Genomic DNA, 15,468 nt, shown 5'->3' on the forward strand with positions numbered 1-15,468 from the left:
CCTACAACGTTGCTTAACCGTATGCCCGATCGACGCCAGCGCCATCGGGCATAAACAGCGTTACTGGATCGCGTTTACCGCAGTGGTCCAGGCCTGATTAAATGCCTGGTGCTGAGACGCCAGCGGCCCAATCAGCGTGTTGTACTGACTGGCCTGCTGTGACGTCGGGAACTGAATGCCGTTCGCGACAAAGCTCACCTGCGTATCCTGCTGCGCCACAAAGTCGCCGACCTGCACCAGTTGCTGCGTGAAAATTTGCGCAGCCGGAATCAGCGGCTGTAACGCCTCCGAAGGCGCCGTCACCACTTTACTGTAAACCTGATCAAAGACCGGTTTCAGGTCGTCGGACTGTTTCAGCGCGCTGTGCGCGGCATCTGCCTGCAATTTCGCATTCTGCAACTGCTGGCCCAGCACGCCCAGAGAACCATTTGCCTGACGCAGCGGCTCGCGCTGAGTGACATAGTCCTGAGGAACGCGGATCGCATTGACGCTATCCACAACCGGACGCAGACCGGAATCCATCGCCTGATTCACCTGCTGCGAATAGCCATACAGAATCGCATAATCAGACACGAACGGACCAAATTGTTTTTTCTGATCGGCGGTCAACGTCGGCAGACGCTCCCCGCTACGCATCGCAGTATTCTGCAGGAAATCAATAAACGCTTTACGCTGATCACCTTCTTTATCAAAACACCCGCTCAGGCTAACTACCATTAATAACGCCATAACAGGCGCAAACCAGCGAGAGCAGGACTTACCTGTCGCCATTTTAATACTCCTTTCACCCAAAAATGCGCACAACGATGCCGCGTGCCTGACGCTGACAAGGATAGTCCAGGACAGCCTTGCAAGATACCCTTTCTGCGTAATCTTGCCGTGGAATATTATACGAAGAAACGGCCAGCTTTTTTACGTGATAAAATTTTTGTTATCTTTACAATTGCGCGCCGTCGATCCGATATGTCGGCCTTTTTCAGATCCTTAGCCAACGCGCGATCCTGACCGGAATGCGCTGAAACGAATCCACTTCTTTGCCGCTTCCAACCGGCTTCACGTTTCCCGACTATTCTTAATGAGCTTCGATGAAATTCACGATCCCGCTGTGTGATTTATAGGAGTTCTCAATGGAATACAAAGATCCTATGTTTGAACTGCTGAGCAGTCTGGAACAAATTGTTTTTAAAGATGTATCGCAGACGATTATCCTGACAAACAAGCCCAACCCTTTTACAGAGTTTGAACAGTTACGAAGAGGAACCGGGCTAAAAACAGATGATTTTGCCCGGGCGATGGGCGTAACCGTTGCCATGGTGCAGGAATGGGAATCCAGACGGGTAAAACCGTCGAGTACCGAGTTAAATCTGATGCGCCTGATCCAGGCCAACCCAGGTTTAAGTAAGCAGTTGATGAAATAGATTATTGCCTGATTTTTTCGTTTAACGGTCCTGTTAAGGGGCCGTTTCCCGACAGACTTACCCGAAAGAAGTAAAATAAAAGTTGCATCCACAAGCGTTACATGAGTTAATGCGTCCAACGGTTTGACGTACAGACCATTAAAGCAGTTTAGTAAGGCAGTCCCCTTCAAGAGTTATCCGTTGATACCCCTCGTAGTGCGCATTTCCTTAACGCTTAAAAAATCTGTAAAGCACGCCATATCGCCGAAAGGCACACTTATTTTTTAAAAGGTAATACACTATGTCCGGTAAAATGACTGGTATCGTAAAATGGTTCAACGCTGATAAAGGCTTCGGCTTCATCACTCCTGACGATGGCTCCAAAGACGTGTTCGTACACTTCTCTGCTATCCAGAACGACGGTTACAAATCCCTGGATGAAGGTCAGAAAGTTTCCTTCACCATCGAAAGCGGCGCTAAAGGCCCGGCAGCTGGTAACGTAACCAGCCTGTAATCTTAGCCTTATAAGCTCAGAATTGAAGATCCCTGCCTATCGGCGGGGATTTTTTTTTACCTTTTTCCCCATAAAAAAACCTGCCAGATGGCAGGTTTTATTTTATTGCGACAAACTTACTGCAACAGGGAAATATCCGCTACCTGCAGGAACAGCTCACGCAGTTTCGCCAGCATAGAGAGGCGGTTGATGCGCAGATCTTTGTCATCAACCATCACCATCACTTTTTCGAAGAACGTATCGACCGGTTCACGCAGCTCAGCCAGTTCGACTAGCGCTTCCTGGTAACGACCTTCAGCAAACACGGGTTCAAGTTTGTCACGCAGAACCACAACTTGCAGAGCCAAAGCAATTTCCTCTGGTTCCTTCAACGTTGCCGCATTGACACGATCGTTCAGCACTTCGTCGGACTTCGCCAGAATGTTGGACACACGTTTGTTCGCCGCCGCCAGCGCGGAGGCTTCTTCCAGCGTGCGGAAGTGCGACACGGCCTTCATACGGGCATCGAAATCCGCCGGACGGGTCGGACGACGCGCCAGAACCGCCTGAATGGTGTCCACGGTGTAACCTTCGTCCTGATACCAGGCGCGGAAACGACCGAGCATAAAGTCGATAACGTCATCAACCACATTCGCGTTGGTCAGCTTGTCGCCGTACAGACGCGCCGCTTCTTCGGTCAGCGTTTGCAGATCCAGATTCAGGTTCTTCTCAACGATGATACGCAGCACGCCCAGCGCGGCACGACGCAGCGCGAACGGGTCTTTATCGCCTTTCGGATGCTGACCGATACCGAAGATCCCCGCCAGCGTGTCCATCTTGTCGGCAATCGCCAGCGCGCAGGCAACCGGGTTAGACGGCAGGTCGTCACCGGCAAAGCGTGGCTGATACTGCTCGTTCAGCGCGACAGCCACATCTTCCGCTTCGCCGTCATGGCGCGCGTAGTGCATCCCCATGACGCCCTGCGTGTCGGTGAACTCAAAGACCATGTTGGTCATCAGGTCACATTTCGACAGCAGGCCCGCACGGGTCGCGTGGTTAACATCCGCGCCAATTTGTTCAGCAATCCAGCCCGCCAGCGCCTGAATACGGTCGGTCTTGTCGCGCAGCGTACCCAACTGTTGCTGGAACAGCACGGTTTGCAGACGCGGCAGGTTATCTTCCAGACGTTTTTTACGGTCGGTATTGAAGAAGAACTCGGCATCTGCCAGACGCGGACGCACCACCTTCTCGTTACCGGAGATGATTTGCTGCGGATCTTTAGATTCGATGTTCGCCACGAAGATAAAGTTCGGCAGCAGTTTGCCGTCTGCGGCGTAAACCGGGAAGTATTTCTGGTCGCCCTTCATGGTGTAAACCAGCGCTTCAGACGGCACCGCGAGGAATTTCTCTTCGAATTTCGCCGTCAGCACCACCGGCCATTCCACCAGCGAAGTGACCTCTTCCAGCAGGCTCTCGCTCAGGTCAGCGTTACCGCCAATCTGACGCGCCGCTTCTTCTGCATCGGCTTTGATTTTCGCTTTACGCGCTTCGTAATCAGCAACAACTTTACCGCGCTCCAGCAGGATTTGCGGATACTGGTCAGCAGTGTCGATGGTGATTTCCGGCTCGCCCATAAAACGATGGCCGCGAATGACGCGATCGGACTGGATACCCAGAATCGTTGCCGGAATGAGCTTGTCGCCCAGCAGCAGCGTTACGGTGTGTACCGGACGCACGAAGTGAACGTCAGACGCGCCCCAGCGCATCAGTTTCGGAATCGGCAGTTTCGCCAGAGAGGTGGCAATCATGTTCGGCAGCAGCACTTCTGCGCTTTCGCCTTTCACATGCGCGCGATACAGCAGCCATTCGCCTTTGTCAGTGGTCAGACGTTCAGCCTGGTCCACGGTGATACCGCAACCACGCGCCCAACCTTCTGCCGCTTTGCTCGGTTTGCCTTCCGCGTCAAACGCCTGGGCAATCGCCGGGCCGCGTTTTTCAACTTCGCGATCGGGTTGAGAAGCAGCAAGATTCGCCACTTTCAGCGCCAGACGGCGCGGTGCGGCGAACCACTCTACGTTGCCGTGTGCGAGGCCAGCGTTATCCAGCTCCGCAGTAACGTTCGCAGCAAAGGACTCCGCCAGGCTGCGCAGGGCTTTTGGTGGCAGCTCTTCAGTGCCGATTTCCACCAGAAAAGTTTTCTCAGACATGGCCGCCTCTTATTTGTCTTTGTTGCACATCGGGAAGCCAAGGGCTTCACGGGAAGCGTAGTAAGCTTCTGCCACTGCTTTGGTCAGGGTGCGAATGCGCAGGATGTAGCGCTGACGCTCGGTAACGGAGATGGCTTTACGCGCATCCAGCAGGTTAAAGCTATGGGCGGCTTTCAGAATACGCTCGTAAGCAGGCAGCGGCAGCGGGTTTTCCAGCGCCAGCAGTTGCTGTGCTTCTTTCTCATACTGTTCGAAACAGGTGAACAGGAAATCCACATCGGCGTATTCGAAGTTGTAGGTGGATTGCTCCACTTCATTCTGATGGAACACGTCGCCATAGGTGGTTTTACCCAGCGGGCCGTCGCTCCAGACCAGGTCGTAAACGCTGTCTACGCCCTGAATGTACATAGCCAGACGTTCCAGGCCGTAGGTGATCTCACCGGTAACCGGCTTACACTCCAGACCGCCAACCTGCTGGAAGTAGGTGAACTGAGTCACTTCCATGCCGTTCAGCCACACTTCCCAACCCAGCCCCCAGGCGCCCAGCGTCGGGTTTTCCCAGTTATCTTCCACGAAACGGATATCGTGGATAGTCGGGTCCATCCCCAGCTCTTTCAGAGAACCGAGATACAGCTCCTGGATGTTATCCGGCGATGGCTTAATCACCACCTGGAACTGATAGTAGTGCTGTAAACGGTTCGGGTTTTCGCCATAGCGACCATCGGTCGGACGACGAGAAGGCTGCACATAGGCAGCCGCCATCGGCTCTGGCCCCAGCGCGCGCAGACAGGTCATTGGGTGAGAAGTCCCCGCGCCGACTTCCATGTCCAATGGTTGAACAATGGTGCAGCCCTGGCGAGCCCAGTAATCCTGTAAGGTCAGGATCAAGCCCTGGAAGGTCCTGGTATCAAACTTTTGCATATTATTTCGTGCTGGATACGTGTGGATTTAAAGGAAGGGATCAGTATACCCGCTGACCGCAAGATATACAGTACGAAACGGGAAAAAGGGGGAACTTAGCGCATGGAAAGATGTAAAAACTGCCCTTCTGCGTCAAAAGAGCAAACAAAACTCTCTTTGCGGAAAGTATTGCCGCGCATCTCATAGCTACCCTGGTATTGCTCAAAACCGGTCACATCAATTTTCTGCGTGCCGGTGTTATAACGCCGCGCCGCCTGCGCTTTGCACAATGTTTCCATATCCAGTGAGCGTTCCGGGTTCACGTTGACCTTCTGCGCCTTCTGAACCGGCTGCGCTGTCGTCGCGCATCCCACCAGCAGGAGGGTTAACAGCGCCGGAAAAACAGACTTCATCATCATTTTTATTACCGCCTTATTTGCCGGTCGCTCTTATTATTATTAAGGTTAGGGTTTAGCCCAAAAGACAGGCGCATTTTGCGAATCTCGCTGGGCCATCACAAGCTTTAGCGTAAAAACTCAGAATATTCCAGTGAGATACCGCGCCAATAAACAAGTCAGACCCTATTTAAAACGGAAGCAGAGGAACTGATGCAACCCAAAATATACTGGATTGATAATTTGCGAGGGATCGCCTGTTTAATGGTCGTGATGATCCACGCCACCACCTGGTACGTCACCAATGCGCAAAGCATCAATCCGTTTAGCTGGGATTTTGCCAATGTCCTGAACTCCGCCTCACGCGTCAGCGTACCGCTGTTTTTTATGATCTCGGGCTATCTCTTTTTTGGCGAACGTAGCGCCCAGCCGCGACATTTCCTGCGCATTGCGCTTTGCCTGCTGTTCTATAGCGCCGTCGCGCTGGTATATATCACCCTTTTTACGTCGATTAACGCAGAGCTATCGCTGAAAAACCTGCTGCAAAAACCGGTGTTCTACCACCTGTGGTTTTTCTTTGCGATCGCGGTGATCTACCTGGTATCGCCGTTAATACAGGTTAAAAACATCAGCGGCAAAATGCTGCTGGTGCTGATGATCGTCATTGGCGTTGTCGCCAACCCCAATACCGTGTCGCAAAAAATCGGCGGATTTGAGTGGCTCCCCGTTAACCTGTATATCACTGGCGACACGTTTTACTACATCCTCTATGGCATGCTGGGCCGGGCGATTGGCATGATGGAGACACAAAAACGTTCGCTGACCTGGATAAGCGCCGCGCTTTTCATTACGGCGGTATTGATTATTTCGCGCGGAACGTTACATGAACTCAACTGGCGCGGAAATTTTGCCGATACCTGGTACGTCTATTGCGGCCCGATGGTGTTTATTTGCGCCGCGTCGCTGCTCACGCTGGTCAAAAATACCCTGAATACGCGCACGGTTCCCGGGCTGGCGCTGATTTCCCGCCACTCACTCGGTATTTACGGGTTTCACGCGCTGATAATCCATGCGCTACGGACGAATGGCGTGGAGTTTAAACGCTGGCCGCCGCTGGATATCGTATGGATTTTTACCCTCACCCTGGCCGGAAGTTTGCTGCTGTCGATATTGCTACAGAAGGCTGATACGCGCAGGCTGGTCAGTTGACCGGCCCTTATTCGTCATCAGAATACGTGGCGTACATATCCGTACCCAACAGACTCACGCCCAGCCCCAGAAGGCACATCACTTTGACGGCGACCGGTAAATCAATATTCCATAGACCGACAAAAAGCATACCTGCGGCGAGAAGTAACAGATATTTGCACCGGGTGAGCAGACGCTCATTTCCCGTCGGCTCCTGGCGTATTAACAGGGGAAAACCACTCATCACCATTATCGCAAAAAAATAGCCCTTGTCGCTCAACGAGTGGCAAGCAGGCCACAGCCCTGTCAGATAGACCAGCGCACCGCCCGCCAGCATGATTAAACCGACCAGACGCTTCCTGCGCGCAACCTTATCGTCCATATCACTCTCCTTATGCTTTGCCGATTCACATTAAGACAAGAAATAAGAATGGAAAAGACGATAACCGGACAATAACGTGAAAATCAGAAAACACACATATTGATTTCGATATATATCGAGGCAATCAATAGGAAATAAGAATTCCTTCCGGCCACTGCCGGAAGGAATAGCGGATTAAGACATGAGCGGTAATAACTGCTGGTAAATGCGGCGGAACGTTTCGCGACGTTCAAGGTAACGCGCATGGCGTTCAGCATCAGGGAAATGCGCCTGCTCCAGCGGAAGCTGCGGTAATAAATCAGATAATGGTTGCTCTTTATTCATCGCAATTTGCGCCAGACGCGCGGCGCCCAATGCCGGGCCTACATCGCCGCCGGTACGGTAATCAAGCTGTAGCCCGCTGATGTCCGCCAGCATTTGTCGCCAGTATTCACTGCGCGCCCCGCCGCCGATCAGCGTCACGCTGCCGGGTTTCACGCCACAGGCATGCACAACATCCATGCCATCCGCCAACGCATAACCGACGCCTTCCAGCACCGCCCGCGCCAGCTCTGCGGGGCCATGCTGATGCGTAAGGCCAAAGAATACGCCCTTCGCCTGCGGATTATTATGCGGCGTGCGTTCGCCGGAAAGATAAGGCAGGAACCAGACGGCATCCGCGTTATCATCCGCCTGGCGTGCCGCGTCAATCAGCGCGGGAACAGACGCCTGACCGGTCAATTTTGCCGCCCAGTCCAGGCAGGATGCCGCGCTCAGCATGACGGACATCAAATGCCAGCGTTCGGGCAATGCGTGGCAAAAACTGTGCACCGCACTTTCTGGTTTACTGAGAAAACCGTCGCTCACCGCAAAATAGACGCCTGATGTTCCCAGCGACAGCATGGCCTGACCCGCATTGATCATCCCCACGCCCACCGCGCCCGCCGCGTTATCTCCACCCCCTGCAACAACAGGCACCGCAGGCATCCCCCAGGAGTGCGCCACCTCAGGCAGCACCGTACCGGTGATGTCGCTGCCTTCGTACAGAGCAGGCATGTGCTCACGGGTTAGCTGACAAGCGTTGAGCATGATGACGCTCCAGTCACGCGCTGCGACATCCAGCCACATCGTTCCCGCCGCGTCCGACATATCGCTGGCAAAATCCCCCGTCATACGCAGACGCAGGTAATCTTTAGGTAGCAGCACCTTTGCAACCTGGCGGAAAATATCCGGCTCATGGCGCTGAACCCACAGCAGTTTTGGCGCGGTAAAGCCGGGCATCATCAGATTGCCGGTAATGGCGCGAGACTGCGGAACCTGCTGCTCAAGCAGCGCGCACTCTTCACCACAGCGTCCGTCATTCCATAAAATCGCCGGGCGTAGCACCTTCTGGTGTTTATCAAGCAACGTGGCGCCGTGCATCTGCCCGGCAATCCCCAGCGCCTTTACATCACGCAATGAATGCTCTCGCCCCAGCGCTTTTACGGCGCAATCCGTCGCCAGCCACCACTGTTCGGGATCCTGCTCCGACCATAATGGATGCGGGCGAGAGACGGACAGTTTCTCCGTCTGCGAGGCCAGCACGTCTCCCTGCTCATTCAGCAGGATGGCTTTCACACCGGACGTGCCCAGATCTATCCCGATATACATCGTGACCACTCCTTTATCGATGCGCCGCGTTGGCTAAACGCGGCGCAATGGCGATTACTTGTCGAACAGATAATGATTCACCAGATTTTCCAGCAGTTCCTGATGACCGCTTTGATGCACCGGCGCCAGATTACGCTGTTCAGCATAGTGCGCGACGTCGCTCAGGGATAACTGGCCTTTCAAAATTTGCTGGCCCAGTTCGCTATTCCAGCCGGAATAACGTTTCGCCACGCGTTTATCCAGTTCGCCATCTTCAATCATGCGCGCTGCCACTTTTAATGACAGCGCCATCGTGTCCATCGCGCCAATATGACCATAGAACAGATCGTATTTGTCGGTGCTCTGGCGACGAACCTTCGCGTCAAAGTTCAGGCCGCCGGTCGTGAAACCGCCCGCTTTCAGGATTTCATACATCACCAGCGCGTTCTCTTCGACGCTTACCGGGAACTGGTCGGTATCCCAGCCCAGCTGCGCATCGCCACGGTTGGCATCCACAGAACCAAAAATGCCCAGCGCAATGGCGGACGCAATCTCATGATGGAAAGAGTGGCCCGCCAGCGTAGCGTGGTTGGCTTCAATGTTCACCTTGATCTCTTTTTCCAGGCCGAACTGCTTGAGGAAGCCGTAAACCGTTGCCACATCGTAGTCATACTGGTGTTTTGTCGGCTCCTGCGGTTTTGGCTCGATCAGCAGCGTGCCCTGGAAACCTGTTTTATGTTTATGTTCCACCACCATCTGCATAAAGCGGCCAATCTGCTCGCGCTCCTGGCGCAGATCGGTATTCAGCAGGGTTTCATACCCTTCACGGCCCCCCCACAGAACGTAGTTTTCGCCGCCCAGTTTGTGCGTGGCGTTCATCGCGTTCACCACCTGCGTCGCCGCCCAACTGAAGACTTCCGGGTCCGGGTTCGTCGCCGCACCGGCGCCGTAACGCGGGTTGGTAAAGCAGTTCGCGGTGCCCCATAACAGCTTCACGCCGCTCTGTTCTTGCTTCGACTCCAGCACATCGACCATCTGCGCAAAGTTGTTTTTATACTCTTTCAGCGAGGCACCTTCCGGCGAAACATCCACATCGTGGAAGCAGTAGTAAGGCACGTTCAGCTTATGGAAAAATTCAAACGCCACATCCGCCTTGCGCTTCGCCAGCTCCAGCGCATCGCCGGGCTGTTGCCACGGACGGTTGAACGCGCCTACGCCAAACATATCCGCGCCGTTCCAGCAGAAGGTATGCCAGTAGCAGGCCGCAAAACGCAGATGCTCTTCCATGCGTTTACCCAGTACGATTTCATCTGGATTATAATGGCGGAAAGCTAACGGATTAGTGGTTTTAGGGCCTTCATAACGAACACGATCGAGTTGGTCAAAATAAGCCTGCATAATGAACTCCATAATCAGGTAATACGGCGAGGGATGGGTAATGGCGTAATATTGGTTACTCGATTCACATTGCTCAATTATGTTATTTCACTCTGCTATTTAGATAATTCGTAAGTGTGCGCTGCCTCGCAAAATAAAAGTAACCGTCTGCAAAAAATGGTTATTCATCAACAACGAAATGTAACGGGCGTAATGCGTCATTAAAAGTACGATCTCGGTCATAATTCCCGAAATAAACCAAAAATCGTAACTGCAAGATAAAAATCTATAATTGCCTTCCGCGTATTAACTGCTAAAAATCTGCTACGTCTCACGCTGTGATTGTTACTTTTACCGCTGTTCCCTCTAACAAAAGGCATCACGATTATGAAGATAAAAAACATCTTACTCACCGTCTGCACTTCACTCCTGCTCGCCAGCATAACGGGACATGCCAAAGAAGTTAAAATTGGTATGGCTATCGATGACTTACGTCTGGAACGCTGGCAAAAAGATCGCGATATTTTCGTGAGCAAGGCCGAGTCCCTCGGCGCAAAAGTATTTGTACAATCTGCCAATGGTAATGAAGAAACCCAAATGTCGCAGATTGAAAACATGATCAACCGTGGCGTTGATGTTCTGGTCATTATTCCTTATAACGGGCAAGTATTAAGCAATGTCGTAAAAGAAGCGAAACAAGAAGGAATAAAAGTATTAGCGTACGACCGCATGATAAATGATGCCGACATCGATTTTTATATTTCTTTTGATAACGAAAAAGTCGGCGAATTACAGGCTCAGGCGTTGGTCGATAAAGTGCCTGAAGGGAATTATTTCCTGATGGGCGGCTCGCCAGTAGATAATAATGCAAAATTGTTCCGCGCCGGACAAATGAAAGTATTAAAACCTTATATCGACTCAGGAAAAATTAACGTCGTCGGCGATCAATGGGTGGACGGATGGTTGCCTGAAAATGCGCTGAAAATTATGGAAAATGCGCTGACCGCAAACAATAACAAAATTGACGCGGTTGTCGCTTCCAATGACGCGACCGCAGGCGGTGCGATTCAGGCGCTCAGCGCTCAGGGATTATCAGGAAAAGTCGCTATTTCAGGTCAGGATGCCGACCTTGCGGGCATTAAACGTATTGTCGCAGGCACGCAGACCATGACGGTTTATAAACCCATCACGCTACTGGCGAATACCGCCGCCGAGATCGCCGTCGAGCTGGGTAACGGGCAACAACCTAAGGCCGACGCCACGCTGAATAACGGTCTGAAAGATGTCCCTTCCCGCCTGCTTACTCCAATTGATGTTAATAAAACCAATATTGACGAAACCGTGATTAAAGACGGGTTCCACAAAAAGAGTGATCTGTAAACGTTGCGCCCTCTACAACAGCGGAGGGCGTCAAACCCTCCATGCCGGGTTCTCGCATTGGCTTATGTGGAGTAGTTATGCCCTATCTACTTGAAATGAAAAACATTACCAAGACCTTCGGCGCAGTGAAGGCAGTTGATAACGTCAGCCTCAGGCTTAATGCCGGGGAAATCGTTTCATTGTGCGGTGAAAATGGTTCGGGTAAATCAACGTTAATGAAAGTGCTGTGCGGTATTTACCCTCATGGCTCTTATGAAGGTGAAATTCTGTTTGCGGGAGAAACACTGCAAGCCAGTCATATTCGTGATACCGAACGTAAGGGCATTGCTATTATTCACCAGGAGTTAGCGCTGGTTAAACACTTAACCGTGCTGGAAAATATCTTCCTGGGCAGCGAAATCACCCGTAACGGCATTCTTGATTACGACATGATGACGCTACGCTGCCAGAAGCTGTTAGACCAAGTCAGCTTGTCTATCTCACCGGATACCCGCGTGGGCGACCTGGGCCTGGGGCAACAACAGCTGGTAGAAATTGCCAAAGCGCTTAATAAACAAGTTCGGCTGCTGATTCTTGATGAGCCGACGGCCTCCCTCACGGAACAAGAAACCACCGTGCTGCTGGAAATTATTCGCGATCTGCAACAGCATGATATTGCGTGTATTTATATCTCACACAAGCTCAATGAAGTTAAAGCTATCTCGGACACAATCTGCGTGATCCGCGACGGCCAACATATTGGCACCCGCGCAGCCGCCGGAATGGAAGAAGACGATATCATCACCATGATGGTCGGTCGCGAGCTGACGGCGCTCTATCCTAATGAACCACATGCTACCGGGGAGGAGATTTTGCGCGTTGAGCGCCTTACCGCCTGGCATCCCGTCAACCGTCACATCAAACGCGTCAATGATGTCTCCTTTTCGCTGAAACGGGGCGAGATTCTCGGCATTGCAGGGCTGGTCGGCGCGGGCCGCACGGAGTTAGTGCAATGCCTGTTCGGCGTCTGGCCCGGGCGCTGGGAAGGAAAGGTCATGATCGATAATCAGGCCGTGGATATTCGTCATTGCCAGCAAGCGATCGCTCATGGCATTGCGATGGTGCCAGAAGACAGGAAACGCGACGGCATTGTGCCGGTTATGGCCGTCGGGAAAAATATCACGCTGGCGGCGCTCGATCGGTTCACCGGGAAGATAAGCCATCTTGACGATGCCGCAGAGCAAAAATGCATTCTGGAATCGCTGCAACGCCTGAAAGTGAAAACATCCTCGCCTGATTTAGCGATTGGGCGCCTTAGCGGCGGGAACCAACAAAAGGCCATACTGGCGCGCTGTCTCCTGCTGAACCCGCGCATTCTCATCCTCGATGAACCCACCCGAGGAATCGATATCGGCGCGAAATATGAAATCTACAAACTCATTAACCAGCTTGTTCAGCAAGGTATTGCTGTCATCGTCATCTCGTCGGAACTCCCCGAGGTTCTTGGATTAAGCGATCGCATCCTGGTGATGCACGAAGGAAAACTGAAAGCCAACCTGGTGAATCATAACCTGACTCAAGAACAGGTGATGGAAGCCGCATTGAGGAGCGAATATCATGTCGAAAAACAATCCGTCTGAAGTGAAACTCTCAGCCCCTCTGACGGGCGGTTTTCCTGGGTTAAAATCACTGAACCTACAGGTGTTCGTCATGATCGCGGCGATTATTGTGATCATGCTGTTCTTTACCTGGACCACGGAAGGCGCATATCTGAGCGCGCGCAACGTCTCCAACCTGCTTCGTCAGACGGCGATCACCGGTATTCTGGCCGTGGGGATGGTTTTCGTGATTATCTCTGCGGAAATCGACCTCTCCGTTGGCTCAATGATGGGGCTATTAGGCGGCGTCGCGGCAATCTGCGACGTCTGGCTGGGCTGGCCATTGCCGCTTACGATTGTTGTCACGCTGGCGCTGGGTTTACTGCTCGGCGCCTGGAACGGGTGGTGGGTCGCCTACCGGAAAGTCCCTTCGTTTATCGTCACCCTGGCCGGGATGCTGGCTTTCCGTGGCATTCTCATTGGCATCACGAATGGTACGACCGTCTCGCCCACCAGCTCGGCGATGTCGCAGATTGGTCAGAGCTACTTATCCAACGGTCTGGGCTTCACAATAGGCGCTATCAGCTTAATGGCATTTATCGGCTGGCAATGGCGCGGGCGTATGCGCCGGCAGACTCTGGCGCTTAGCACCCCGGCTTCTACTGCGGTAGTCGGTCGCCAGGCGCTAACCGCCGTCATTGTCCTGGGCGCAATCTGGCTGCTGAACGATTATCGCGGCGTTCCAACGCCCGTACTGCTGCTGGTATTCCTGCTGCTTGGCGGTATGTTTATGGCGACGCGAACGGCGTTTGGCCGGAGAATTTATGCGATTGGCGGCAATCTGGAAGCCGCTCGTCTCTCCGGCATTAACGTTGAGCGAACCAAACTGGCGGTCTTCGCCATCAACGGCCTGATGGTGGCGATTGCAGGGCTGATACTCAGTTCGCGCCTCGGCGCCGGATCGCCTTCCGCTGGGAACATTGCCGAGCTGGACGCGATTGCCGCCTGCGTGATCGGCGGAACCAGCCTGGCGGGTGGCGTGGGTAGCGTCGCGGGCGCCGTCATGGGGGCGTTTATTATGGCCTCTCTTGATAACGGAATGAGTATGATGGACGTGCCCACATTCTGGCAGTACATCGTGAAAGGTGCGATCTTGTTACTGGCAGTATGGATGGACTCAGCAACTAAACGTCGTTCCTGAATTCCAGAAAAGGGGTCATGCTCAATGCCGGTCAACACGTACCGGCATTGTCCTTTATGACTGATTCAGCAGGGAAAGAACTATGTTTGAGAAACGCCACCGTATCACACTGTTATTTAATGCAAATAAAGCCTACGACCGTCAGGTAGTGGAAGGCGTGGGTGAATATTTACAGGCATCGCAATCGGAATGGGATATCTTCATTGAAGAAGACTTCCGCGCGCGAATTGATAACATCAAAGAGTGGTTGGGCGATGGCGTCATTGCCGACTACGATGACGATGACATTGCTCAGGCGCTTGCCGATGTGGATGTGCCCATTATCGGCGTCGGCGGTTCTTACCACCTTGCTGCACACTATCCATCCGTCCATTATATCGCCACCGATAACTACGCTCTGGTGGAAAGCGCCTTTCTGCACCTGAAAGAAAAAGGGATCAATCGCTTCGCCTTTTATGGCCTGCCCGCCTCCAGCGGCAAGCGCTGGGCGGCCGAGCGTGAATACGCATTCTGCCAACTGGTTGCACAAGAAAAATACCGTGGCGTGGTCTATCAAGGGCTGGAAACCGCACCGGAAAACTGGCAGCACGCGCAAAACCGGCTGGCGGACTGGCTGCAAACCCTGCCGCCGCAAACCGGGATTATCGCCGTTACCGACGCCCGGGCAAGACATGTGCTGCAAGTTTGCGAGCATCTGCATATCCCGGTTCCCGAAAAGCTGTGCGTCATCGGTATTGATAACGAAGAACTGACCCGTTATCTGTCGCGGGTCGCGCTGTCATCGGTCGCTCAGGGAGCCAGGCAGATGGGCTATCAGGCGGCAAAACTGCTACACCGCCTGCTGGATAAGGAAGTGCTGCCGCTGCAACGTATTCTGGTTCCGCCTGTGCGCGTCGTTGAGCGTCGCTCGACGGACTACCGCTCATTGACCGACCCGGCCGTCATACAGGCGATGCATTTCATCCGTAACCATGCCTGCAAAGGTATTAAAGTCGATCAGGTGCTGGACGCGGTCGGTATCTCCCGCTCGAACCTGGAGAAACGGTTTAAAGAAGACGTCGGGGAGACCATTCACGCCGTTATTCATGCTGAAAAACTGGAAAAAGCGCGCAGCCTGTTAATTTCAACCACGCTGCCGATTAACGAAATATCACAGATGTGCGGCTACCCATCCCTGCAATATTTCTATTCTGTTTTCAAAAAGGAGTATGACACGACGCCAAAAGAGTACCGCGATCGGTACAGTGAGGTGTTGTTGTAGCGGTGGCAGGTGGTCGTTTGTAGGCCCGGTAAGCGAAGCGCCACCGGGCGTTTGTGCCGGATGGCGGCGCAAGCGCCTTATCCGGCCTACAAAATCGGGTCA

The 15,468-nt window shown here is 53.1% G+C and carries 14 protein-coding genes; 7 read left to right on the top strand and 7 right to left on the bottom strand.

The window, feature by feature from the left end; translation table 11 throughout:
* Positions 1–60: 60 nt before the first annotated feature.
* Positions 61–771: a DUF3053 domain-containing protein gene (locus tag OGX93_RS21290; RefSeq protein WP_024131051.1), complete on the bottom strand. Its 711-nt coding sequence runs from the start codon at positions 769–771 to the stop codon at positions 61–63.
* 356 nt (positions 772–1,127) lie between these two features.
* Between OGX93_RS21290 and OGX93_RS21295 the strand changes: the two genes are divergently transcribed.
* Both OGX93_RS21295 and cspE read left to right on the top strand, forming a co-directional pair.
* Positions 1,128–1,418 carry an HTH-type transcriptional regulator gene (locus OGX93_RS21295; RefSeq protein WP_058668263.1) on the top strand — a complete coding sequence of 97 codons (291 nt, stop codon included), beginning with the start codon at positions 1,128–1,130 and terminating at the stop codon, positions 1,416–1,418.
* Between the two features lie 280 nt (positions 1,419–1,698).
* Positions 1,699–1,911 carry a transcription antiterminator/RNA stability regulator CspE gene (gene cspE, locus OGX93_RS21300; RefSeq protein WP_000014594.1) on the top strand — a complete coding sequence of 71 codons (213 nt, stop codon included), beginning with the start codon at positions 1,699–1,701 and terminating at the stop codon, positions 1,909–1,911.
* Between the two features lie 116 nt (positions 1,912–2,027).
* Here cspE and glyS read toward each other — a convergent pair whose 3' ends face one another.
* The 3 genes from glyS to OGX93_RS21315 form a co-directional block, all read right to left on the bottom strand.
* Positions 2,028–4,097, bottom strand: a complete 2,070-nt coding sequence (gene glyS, locus OGX93_RS21305; protein WP_047460355.1) for a glycine--tRNA ligase subunit beta — start codon at positions 4,095–4,097, stop codon at positions 2,028–2,030.
* A 9-nt stretch (positions 4,098–4,106) separates the two neighbouring features.
* Positions 4,107–5,018, bottom strand: coding sequence for a glycine--tRNA ligase subunit alpha (glyQ, locus tag OGX93_RS21310; protein ID WP_001168544.1), 912 nt, complete (start codon positions 5,016–5,018; stop codon positions 4,107–4,109).
* A gap of 95 nt (positions 5,019–5,113) precedes the next feature.
* A complete protein-coding gene (locus tag OGX93_RS21315; protein ID WP_104868043.1) occupies positions 5,114–5,416 on the bottom strand; it encodes a YsaB family lipoprotein in 303 nt (100 codons plus the stop codon).
* Between the two features lie 189 nt (positions 5,417–5,605).
* Here OGX93_RS21315 and OGX93_RS21320 point away from each other — a divergent pair, with 189 nt between their 5' ends.
* Positions 5,606–6,601, top strand: coding sequence for an acyltransferase (locus tag OGX93_RS21320; RefSeq protein WP_012135699.1), 996 nt, complete (start codon positions 5,606–5,608; stop codon positions 6,599–6,601).
* A gap of 7 nt (positions 6,602–6,608) precedes the next feature.
* Here the strand turns inward: OGX93_RS21320 and OGX93_RS21325 are convergent, their stop codons facing one another.
* From OGX93_RS21325 to xylA, 3 genes are all read right to left on the bottom strand, one after another.
* The gene (locus OGX93_RS21325) at positions 6,609–6,962 is read right to left on the bottom strand and encodes a YiaA/YiaB family inner membrane protein (protein WP_012135700.1); all 354 of its coding nucleotides are present in this window, start codon (positions 6,960–6,962) and stop codon (positions 6,609–6,611) included.
* Positions 6,963–7,136: 174 nt separating this feature from the next.
* A complete protein-coding gene (gene xylB / locus OGX93_RS21330; protein ID WP_104868042.1) occupies positions 7,137–8,591 on the bottom strand; it encodes a xylulokinase in 1,455 nt (484 codons plus the stop codon).
* Positions 8,592–8,645: 54 nt separating this feature from the next.
* Entirely contained in the window at positions 8,646–9,968 is a 1,323-nt protein-coding gene (xylA, locus tag OGX93_RS21335; protein WP_104868041.1) for a xylose isomerase, read from the bottom strand.
* Between the two features lie 366 nt (positions 9,969–10,334).
* On the opposite strand from xylA, the gene xylF reads away from it, so the two are divergent.
* From xylF to xylR, 4 genes are all read left to right on the top strand, one after another.
* Positions 10,335–11,327 carry a D-xylose ABC transporter substrate-binding protein gene (xylF, locus tag OGX93_RS21340; protein WP_047460342.1) on the top strand — a complete coding sequence of 331 codons (993 nt, stop codon included), beginning with the start codon at positions 10,335–10,337 and terminating at the stop codon, positions 11,325–11,327.
* 77 nt (positions 11,328–11,404) lie between these two features.
* Entirely contained in the window at positions 11,405–12,946 is a 1,542-nt protein-coding gene (locus OGX93_RS21345) for a xylose ABC transporter ATP-binding protein (protein WP_012135704.1), read from the top strand.
* Positions 12,924–14,105: a xylose ABC transporter permease XylH gene (gene xylH / locus OGX93_RS21350; RefSeq protein ID WP_104868040.1), complete on the top strand. Its 1,182-nt coding sequence runs from the start codon at positions 12,924–12,926 to the stop codon at positions 14,103–14,105. The genes OGX93_RS21345 and xylH overlap by 23 nt, the downstream gene beginning before the upstream one ends.
* An 82-nt stretch (positions 14,106–14,187) precedes the next feature.
* Complete coding sequence (gene xylR / locus OGX93_RS21355) at positions 14,188–15,366, top strand: D-xylose utilization transcriptional activator XylR (protein WP_012135707.1); 1,179 nt, start codon at positions 14,188–14,190, stop codon at positions 15,364–15,366.
* Positions 15,367–15,468: the final 102 nt, after the last annotated feature.

The organism is Citrobacter sp. CK195 (assembly GCF_030333365.1).
Classification (GTDB): domain Bacteria; phylum Pseudomonadota; class Gammaproteobacteria; order Enterobacterales; family Enterobacteriaceae; genus Citrobacter_B; species Citrobacter_B koseri.

What these genes read in the sequence shown, in the direction of transcription:
- OGX93_RS21290 (WP_024131051.1), bottom strand. Translation starts at nt 771, where the DNA reads ATGGCGACAGGTAAGTCCTGCTCTCGCTGGTTTGCGCCTGTTATGGCG.
- OGX93_RS21295 (WP_058668263.1), top strand. Translation starts at nt 1,128, where the DNA reads ATGGAATACAAAGATCCTATGTTTGAACTGCTGAGCAGTCTGGAACAA.
- cspE (WP_000014594.1), top strand. Translation starts at nt 1,699, where the DNA reads ATGTCCGGTAAAATGACTGGTATCGTAAAATGGTTCAACGCTGATAAA.
- glyS (WP_047460355.1), bottom strand. Translation starts at nt 4,097, where the DNA reads ATGTCTGAGAAAACTTTTCTGGTGGAAATCGGCACTGAAGAGCTGCCA.
- glyQ (WP_001168544.1), bottom strand. Translation starts at nt 5,018, where the DNA reads ATGCAAAAGTTTGATACCAGGACCTTCCAGGGCTTGATCCTGACCTTA.
- OGX93_RS21315 (WP_104868043.1), bottom strand. Translation starts at nt 5,416, where the DNA reads ATGATGATGAAGTCTGTTTTTCCGGCGCTGTTAACCCTCCTGCTGGTG.
- OGX93_RS21320 (WP_012135699.1), top strand. Translation starts at nt 5,606, where the DNA reads ATGCAACCCAAAATATACTGGATTGATAATTTGCGAGGGATCGCCTGT.
- OGX93_RS21325 (WP_012135700.1), bottom strand. Translation starts at nt 6,962, where the DNA reads ATGGACGATAAGGTTGCGCGCAGGAAGCGTCTGGTCGGTTTAATCATG.
- xylB (WP_104868042.1), bottom strand. Translation starts at nt 8,591, where the DNA reads ATGTATATCGGGATAGATCTGGGCACGTCCGGTGTGAAAGCCATCCTG.
- xylA (WP_104868041.1), bottom strand. Translation starts at nt 9,968, where the DNA reads ATGCAGGCTTATTTTGACCAACTCGATCGTGTTCGTTATGAAGGCCCT.
- xylF (WP_047460342.1), top strand. Translation starts at nt 10,335, where the DNA reads ATGAAGATAAAAAACATCTTACTCACCGTCTGCACTTCACTCCTGCTC.
- OGX93_RS21345 (WP_012135704.1), top strand. Translation starts at nt 11,405, where the DNA reads ATGCCCTATCTACTTGAAATGAAAAACATTACCAAGACCTTCGGCGCA.
- xylH (WP_104868040.1), top strand. Translation starts at nt 12,924, where the DNA reads ATGTCGAAAAACAATCCGTCTGAAGTGAAACTCTCAGCCCCTCTGACG.
- xylR (WP_012135707.1), top strand. Translation starts at nt 14,188, where the DNA reads ATGTTTGAGAAACGCCACCGTATCACACTGTTATTTAATGCAAATAAA.